Annotated in this window: 6 protein-coding genes and 2 pseudogenes; 3 read left to right on the top strand and 5 right to left on the bottom strand. The window is 75.4% G+C overall.

Features of this window, described 5'->3' with window-relative positions:
• Both EF903_RS25625 and EF903_RS25620 read right to left on the bottom strand, forming a co-directional pair.
• Positions 1-665 (bottom strand): annotated as a pseudogene (locus EF903_RS25625) (hypothetical protein); the annotation flags it as partial.
• Positions 666-847: 182 nt separating this feature from the next.
• Positions 848-2002 (bottom strand): PLP-dependent cysteine synthase family protein, encoded by a 1155-nt coding sequence (locus tag EF903_RS25620; protein ID WP_125546997.1) that lies wholly within the window; start codon positions 2000-2002, stop codon positions 848-850.
• 198 nt (positions 2003-2200) lie between these two features.
• Between EF903_RS25620 and EF903_RS25615 the strand changes: the two genes are divergently transcribed.
• Entirely contained in the window at positions 2201-2809 is a 609-nt protein-coding gene (locus EF903_RS25615; RefSeq protein ID WP_125546995.1) for an ATP-binding protein, read from the top strand.
• Positions 2810-2871: 62 nt separating this feature from the next.
• Here the strand turns inward: EF903_RS25615 and EF903_RS25610 are convergent, their stop codons facing one another.
• Both EF903_RS25610 and EF903_RS25605 read right to left on the bottom strand, forming a co-directional pair.
• Positions 2872-4131: an ROK family protein gene (locus EF903_RS25610; protein ID WP_260615911.1), complete on the bottom strand. Its 1260-nt coding sequence runs from the start codon at positions 4129-4131 to the stop codon at positions 2872-2874.
• 43 nt (positions 4132-4174) lie between these two features.
• Entirely contained in the window at positions 4175-4846 is a 672-nt protein-coding gene (locus EF903_RS25605) for an alpha-ketoglutarate-dependent dioxygenase AlkB (RefSeq protein WP_125546993.1), read from the bottom strand.
• Positions 4847-4883: 37 nt separating this feature from the next.
• Here EF903_RS25605 and EF903_RS25600 point away from each other — a divergent pair, with 37 nt between their 5' ends.
• Positions 4884-5624 (top strand): maleylpyruvate isomerase family mycothiol-dependent enzyme, encoded by a 741-nt coding sequence (locus EF903_RS25600; RefSeq protein WP_125546990.1) that lies wholly within the window; start codon positions 4884-4886, stop codon positions 5622-5624.
• Between the two features lie 61 nt (positions 5625-5685).
• Positions 5686-5964, top strand: a complete 279-nt coding sequence (locus EF903_RS25595) for a DUF6332 family protein (RefSeq protein ID WP_125546988.1) — start codon at positions 5686-5688, stop codon at positions 5962-5964.
• A 108-nt stretch (positions 5965-6072) separates the two neighbouring features.
• Here EF903_RS25595 and EF903_RS25590 read toward each other — a convergent pair.
• Positions 6073-7218 (bottom strand): annotated as a pseudogene (locus EF903_RS25590) (geranylgeranyl reductase family protein); the annotation flags it as partial.
• Positions 7219-7279 lie beyond the last annotated feature (61 nt).

Here is a 7279-nt window from a genome sequence, read left to right as displayed (position 1 = left end):
CCGTTCTCGTGGTCGGCGGGCGGGGTCTGGGATTCGTACGCGCTCCACGTCCGGTTCGACAGGAACCACAGGAGCCCGGTCAGTGCCGCCGGGACGAGGGCGGCGAGCGCGAGGCGTCGGCCGGGCTGGCCCCACCAGCGGCCGGGTTCGGCGAAGTGCAGCCACGGGCGGGAGCGGGTGCAGGGGTGCGAGCCGGCGCACTGCCAGGCGAGCAGGTCCAGCGCGACCTCGCAGGCGGCCGCGATCAGCAGCAGCGTCAGGCTGAGGGCGATGATGCGGACGAGCAGCCCGTAGGTGCGCACCGCGCGCGGCTGCGGGAGGCCGTCGGGCACGGCGGGGCGCGCCCAGTGCGCGAGGTTGACCACCATGAAGGGCAGGAGCAGCAGCCACAGGGCGCGCGAGCCGTTGCCCGAGGTGAGGCGGGACCAGCAGTACGCCTCCACGACGGGCCGGCCGGCGTACCGCTCGGGGTGCGCCTCGGCGTCGGCGTCGGCGGTGCGGCGGAAGACGGCGGCGGTGGCGTCGCCGGTGACGCGCACGGTGCGCGGGTCGTCGAGGAGTCTCTCCGGGGAGGCGCCGTGGACGCCGTGGACGCGCAGTTCGAGGCCCAACGGCCTTGGCGCGGCTTGGAGTTCGGGGGCGAGGGGGTGGGGGATGTCCGGCATGGGCGGCCTCCGCTCGCGGGGCGGGAGTCAGCGCGACCTCCAGCATCCCGCGCGCCGGGCCCGCCGCCTAGCCCCTGTACGGGCGACACGGCGGGCCCCGACGCTCGGCCTGCCAAACGCTGTTGACTGACCGTCAGGCGCAGCGCACGGCCACTGACCCGGCCCTGCCGGGCCGCGGCCGGTCAGGCGGCCGGTTCGCGCCAGGTGCCGGTCGCCAGGAGCGTGTCGATGGTCTGGGCGTACGGTGCGAGGTCGAGGCCCTGCGCGGCGACCCAGTCGTCGGAGTAGTACTTGTCCAGGTAGCGGTCGCCGGGGTCGCACAGCAGGGTGACGACGCTGCCCGTCCGCCCCTCGGCCACCATCTCCGCGACGATCTTCAGGGCGCTCCAGAGGCCCGTGCCGGTCGAGCCGCCGGCCTTGCGGCCGATGGCCCGCTCCAGGGCTCGGCAGGCGGCGACGCTGGCCGCGTCGGGCACCTTCATCATCCGGTCGATGGCACCGGGCACGAAGCTCGGCTCCATGCGCGGTCTGCCGATGCCCTCGATGCGGGAGCCGCAGTCGCTGGTCGCGCCGGGGTCGTCCGCCGTCCAGCCGTCGAAGAAGCAGGAGTTCTCCGGGTCGGGGACGCAGACGCGCGTGTCGTGCTGCATGTAGTGCACGTAGCGGGCGATGGTCGCCGAGGTGCCGCCGGTGCCGGCGGTGGCGACGATCCACGCGGGCTCCGGGTAGCGCTCCAGGCGCAGTTGCTGGTAGATCGACTCGGCGATGTTGTTGTTGCCCCGCCAGTCGGTGGCCCGCTCCGCGTACGTGAACTGGTCCATGTAGTGGCCGCCGGTGCGGGCCGCCAGGTCGGCCGACTCCTCGTACATCTTCATCGGGTCGTCGACGAAGTGGCAGGCGCCGCCGTGGAATTCGATCAGGCGGCACTTCTCGGGGCTGGTCGTGCGCGGCATGACGGCGATGAACGGGACGCCGATCAGTTTGGCGAAGTACGCCTCGGAGACGGCGGTCGAGCCGGAGGAGGCCTCGATGACGGGCCGTCCGGGGCGGATCCAGCCGTTGCACAGGGCGTAGAGGAACAGCGAGCGTGCGAGGCGGTGCTTGAGGGAGCCGGTCGGGTGCGTGGACTCGTCCTTGAGGTAGAGGTCGATGCCCCATTCCTCGGGGAGCGGGAAGCGCAGCAGGTGGGTGTCGGCGGAGCGGTTGGCGTCCGCCTGCACCTTGCGGACGGCGTCTTTCAGCCAGGCGCGGTACTCCGCGTCGCTGCGGTCGACGTCCGCCGTCGTGGCCGCGGGCCCCGCCGCGGCCTGCGTGGCGGAGGTACGGGTGGTGCTCATGCGCCTTGCTCCTTCGTGCGTTGCTTCGCCCCCTGCTTTCGCAATGTACCTCCGCCACCTGCGCAAACAGTCACTTTGGGTGTCTACATGGATCGCTTTCGGTCGCGTTCGGTTGCACTCCCGCGCACCGTGGGTGACCCTGGTGGAGCATTACTGAGGGTGCAGCACCCGTAACACTCATGTCGGGGAGTCGCAGCCGTGATCAGTCACTCACGCAGGCACTGCGTCGTCGAACTGCAGGCCCTGCCCGCCCGGATCGGACAGATCCGGAGGATCGTCTCGGCGCAATTGCGCCACTGGCAGCTGGATCCACTCATAGACCGGGCTGCGCTCGGCGTGACGGAGCTCCTGAGCAACGTCCACCGCCACGCGCAGCCCGACAAGACCTGCACGGTGGAGATCGAGCTGCGGCTCGGACGGCTCACGGTCTCCGTGTACGACAGCGATCCGCGCCTCCCGGTCCTCAGGACGGCCGCCGCGAGACCGCCCGCACCGGATGCACCGCCCACCCTGGACGTCCCCGGCCCGCTGGACCCCCTGGACGCCCTCGAAACCTGCGGGCGGGGCCTCGCCCTCGTCGACGCGCTCAGCGAGGCGTGGGGCGCCCGGCCGCAGGAGGGCGGCGCCGGCAAGGTCGTCTGGTTCTCGCTGCGCGCGGCGCCGGCGGCGCCGACCCGCCCGCGGCCCAGCCGGGTCCGCGCCAAGCCCGTACGGGAACCCGCGCCGGCCGTCGTCCTCGCCGCGGACGCGTACCCCGTGCCGACCGGCCTGTCGGTGGCCGCCTCCACGCTGATCGGCCCGGGGTAGGGCTCGCGCCGCAGGGCCCGCCGGCCCTGCGGCGGCCGGCGTACGGCGTCAGGCGTCAGGCGTCAGGCAGCGGTGCCCAGCCTGCCCAGGGGGTCGTCCAGGACCGGCTGCCAGGCCAGCTCGGCCGCGCCGACCAGGCTGTTGTGGTCCAGCGTGCACGGCAGGATCGGCACTCCCCCGCTGCGCCCCCACAGGCTGCGGTCCGCGACGACCGCGCGCAGCCGCTCCGGGTCCGCGTACAGCAGCTCCCGGTGCAGGCCGCCCAGGATGATCCGGTCCGGGTTGAGGATGTTCACCAGGCCCGCGAGGCCCAGGCCGAGCCGGTCGATGAGCTCCTCGGCGGCCGCGCGCACCGCGGGCTCCCCGTACCCGTCGCGCAGCAGGTCGCGGGCCTGCTGGAGCAGCGACACCTCCGGGCCCGGGGTGCGGCCGGCCGCCGTGAGGAAGGCCAGCGGGTCCGCCTCCACGTCCAGGCAGCCGCGGCCGCCGCAGTGGCAGGCCCGGCCCTCCGGGTTCACCGTGAGGTGGCCGACCTCCAGCGCCAGGCCGGAACTCCCGCTGTGGAGGCGGCCGTCCAGCACCAGTGCCCCGCCCACGCCCCGGTGTCCGGTCGCCACGCACAGCAGGTGCTGCGCGCCTCGGCCCGCGCCGTGCCGGTGCTCGGCGAGCGCGGCGAGGTTGACGTCGTTCCCGGCGAGGGCCGGGCCGTCGATGCCGGCGTCCTTCACGCACTGCTCGAAGATCGCCCGCACCGGGGAGCCCGCCGGCCAGGCCAGGTGGAGGGGGTTCAGCGCCGTCCCGTCCGGTTCGGCGACCGCCGAGGGGACCGCGAGGCCCGCCCCTACGCAGCGCCGGCCGGTCTCCTCCAGCAGCCCGGCCCCCGCGCCGACGACCGCGCCCAGCACCTGCGCGGGGTCCTCCGACACCGTGAGCTTGCCGGGGGCGGTGGCGACGATCCGCCCGCCGAGGCCGACGAGCGCGGCCCGGAAGCCGTCCGGGTGCACCTGCGCGGCCAGCGCGACGGGCCCGTTCTCGTCGATGGCGAGGCGGTGCGAGGGGCGGCCCTGCGCGCCGCCCGCGCCCGGCCGGGAGTCGACCCGGATCAGGCCGAGGGCCTCCAGTTCGGCCGCGACCGCGCCCGCGGTCGCCCGGGTGACGCCGAGTTCGGCGGTCAGGACGGCGCGCGTCGGGGCCCGGCCGGTGTGGACGAGCTCCAGCGCCGGGCCGAGGGCTCCCCGCCCCCGCTCCAGCCTGGTCCGCGCGGATGCCGCGGACCCGCCGTTCGCATCCCCCACCCGCGGCGGGGCGCCGTTGCCGTTCATGACAGCGATCCTCGCATGATCGGCGGAGTGTGCGGACCGCCGCTCATCCGGGCGGCAGGTCGAGGCCGCCCACCCGGAGCGTGATGTTCAGCCGTCCGGTCAGCCCAAGCTCCGGCGGGGCCGTGCCCGGATGGACCTTCGGCACGCCGTGGTAGGCGAGCCGCGCGGGGCCGCCGAAGACGAACAGGTCGCCGCTGCGGAGCAGCACGTCCCGGTACGGCCGCCCCTTGGAGGCGGCGTTGCCGAAGCGGAAGACGCAGGTGTCGCCGAGGCTGAGGGAGACCACGGGCGCGGCGGACCGCTCGTCGGCGTCGCGGTGCATGCCCATGTGGGAGTCGCCGTCGTAGAAGTTGACGAGGGCGATGTCGTACGGGGCCTCGCCGGCGGCCGGCGGCGCGGTGCCGTACGCGGCGCCGACGGCCTCGCGCCCCAGCTCGGCGAGCCAGGCGGGCATCGGCTTGACCGGCGCCCCGTCGCCGTCGACCGCGGAGCGGGCGTATCCGTACGGGTACCAGTGCAGGCCGAGGCACACCTGCCGGGCGGTCATCGTGCCGCCGCCCGGAGTGCGGACGGTGCGCAGTCCGGCGGGCGGCCGCGCCCACGCGCGGCAGGCGGCGAGGAGGGTGCGCTGGCGCTCGGGGCCGAGCCAGTCCGGCACGTGCACGGCGCCGGGGGCGATCTCGGTCCGCTCGCGCGGGAAGAGTTCCCCGTTCATGCCCCCATTGTCGCGGGGCTGCTGGGAGACTGCCCGTATGAAGATCACCGAATTCGTGGAGACCCTCGACCGGGAGGGGGCCCTGCTCGCCGACCTGGCGGAGCGGGCGGGGACGGACACCCTGGTTCCGACCTGCCCGGTGTGGCGGATCGGCGACCTGCTGCGGCACACGGGGGCCGTGCACCGCTGGGCCGCCTCCTACGTCGCCGACGGGGCGGTGGAGCCGGTTCCGTTCCCCGCCGCGCCGGAGCTGGCCGGCGCGGAGCTGCTGGGCTGGTTCCGCGACGGGCACGCGGCCCTGGTGCGGACGCTGGCGGAGGCTCCGGCCGGCGTCCAGTGCTGGACGTTCCTGCCGACGGCGCCGTCCTCGCCGCTGGAGTTCTGGGCGCGCCGGCAGGCCCACGAGACGGCCGTGCACCGCATGGACGCCGAATCGGCGCTGGGCACGTCCTTCACCCCGGTGGCGGCGGAGTTCGCCGAGGACGGTGTGGACGAGCTGCTGACCGGCTTCCACGCGAGGCCGCGCAGCCGGGTCCGCACCTCGGACCCGCGCGTCCTGCGGATCCGCGCCGCCGACACGGGCATGGTGTGGACGGTCCACCTCTCGCAGGAGCCGCCGCGCACGGTCCGCGGCGACGAGGGCACCGCCGACTGCGACGTGGTGGCCGAGGCGTCGTGGCTGTACGCGGCCCTGTGGAACCGACTGCCGCTGACCGGGCCGGGCGTCACGGGCGACGAGTCGCTGGCCCGCCTGTGGACCGAGACCGCCGGCATCTGAAGGCGCCTCCTCCGTACGGCCGTGGTTGTGGCCGTGCGCCGGATGCGGGGAGACTGTGCGGATGACTCGGCGAACCATGCGACGCAGCCAGGCGGAACGCGACGCCGTCACGGTCGAGATCGGGTACGCCTTCGTCAGCGCGTGCTTCGCGGCGGCCCTGGTGTTCGGGGCGGTCTTCGGGCCGGCCCTGGCCTTCGACCTGTCCGGCGCGGTCCGGCGCGGCCTCGCCGTGGCCGGCGGCGCCCTGGCCGCCGCGGTCTTCCTGCTGCGGGTGGCGCACGTGCTGTGGCGCTTCGGCCGCCGCACCGGCAGCGGCCGGCCTCCGCACGGCCGGGTGTGAACGAGCGGCTACGGCCCCAGGCGGACGCGGCGCCCCGGGCCGTCGTACGGCGCGCGGCGCGCGGCGGGACGGCCGGCCCGCCGGAGCGCGGCGGGCCGGCGGGTTGCGCTACGCGCCCGGCCGGTCCTGGCGGGCGTCCACGAGGGTGAGGGCCCGGCGGGCCAGCGGGTGGCTGCGGACCAGCTCGGCCAGCGTCGTCGACCCCCGGGTGATCCGGGCGAACGCCCGCCACGCCGGGGCGAAGCCGGTCATCACCGCGTGCAGCAGCCCCGGCCTGGCCTCGAACGCAGTCAGCATCCGACGGCCGACGCCCATCTCCACGCCCAGCCCGGACTTGACGGCGAAGGCGTAGTTCAGGGCCTGCCGCCGCGCGTCCACGGCGTCCTGCGCCTCGGCGATCTTCGCCGCCCACTCCCCCGCCAGGCGGCCGGAGCGGAGCGCGAAGGAGATGCCCTCGCGGGTCCACGGCTCCAGCAGCCCCGCGGCGTCGCCCGCGACGAGGACCCGGCCGCGCGACAGCGGCGAATCCGGCTTCCGGCAGCGCGTCAGGTGTCCGGAGGAGACGGCCGGTTCGAAGCCGGACAGGCCGAGCCGGGCGATGAAGTCCTCCAGGTACCGCTTCGTGGCGGCCCCGTCGCCCTTCGCCGAGATGACGCCGACCGTCAGGGTGTCGCCCTTGGGGAAGACCCAGCCGTAACTGCCGGGCAGCGGGCCCCAGTCGATGAGCACCCTCCCCTTCCAGTCCTCGGCGACCGTGGGCGGGACGGGGATCTCCGCCTCCAGGCCCAGGTCCACCTGCTCCGTCTCGACGCCGACGTGCGCGCCGATCCGGCTGGCGCTGCCGTCCGCGCCGACGACCGCCCGCGCGAGGAGGGTTTCCCCGTCCGCGAGGACCACCGCGACCGTGCGCCGGTCGGGGACGGCCGTGCCGTGCTGCTCGACCCGGGCGACCGCCGTGCGCGTGCGCACCGCCGCGCCCGCCTTCTCCGCCTCCGCGACCAGGGCCGCGTCGAACTCGGGCCGGTTGACCATCCCGAACAGCATGCGCTTGGAGCGGCGGGTGCGGGCCAGCCTGCCGTTCAGGGAGAAGGTGACCGCGTGGATCCGGTCCTTCAGCGGCAGCACGAAGCCGGGCGGCAGCGCGTCCCGGGAGGGGCCGATGATGCCGCCGCCGCACGTCTTGTAGCGGGGCAGCTCGGCCTTCTCCAGCAGCAGCACGCGGCACCCCGCGACCGCCGCCGCCCGGGCGGCGGCGGTCGCGGGGTGCCGCGTGCTGCTGCTGGAGAAGGCCGAGCGGGCCCCCTCGCTTTTACAC

The sequence above is a fragment of the Streptomyces sp. WAC05292 genome (assembly GCF_003949955.1).
Lineage (GTDB): Bacteria > Actinomycetota > Actinomycetes > Streptomycetales > Streptomycetaceae > Streptomyces > Streptomyces globosus.
This window is presented reverse-complemented; position numbering and strand designations above follow the sequence as displayed.

Coding starts and splice junctions, on each gene's coding strand:
- EF903_RS25620 (WP_125546997.1), bottom strand. CDS start 2,002: ATGAGCACCACCCGTACCTCCGCCACGCAGGCCGCGGCGGGGCCCGCG.
- EF903_RS25610 (WP_260615911.1), bottom strand. CDS start 4,131: ATGAACGGCAACGGCGCCCCGCCGCGGGTGGGGGATGCGAACGGCGGG.
- EF903_RS25595 (WP_125546988.1), top strand. CDS start 5,686: ATGACTCGGCGAACCATGCGACGCAGCCAGGCGGAACGCGACGCCGTC.
- EF903_RS25600 (WP_125546990.1), top strand. CDS start 4,884: ATGAAGATCACCGAATTCGTGGAGACCCTCGACCGGGAGGGGGCCCTG.
- EF903_RS25605 (WP_125546993.1), bottom strand. CDS start 4,846: ATGAACGGGGAACTCTTCCCGCGCGAGCGGACCGAGATCGCCCCCGGC.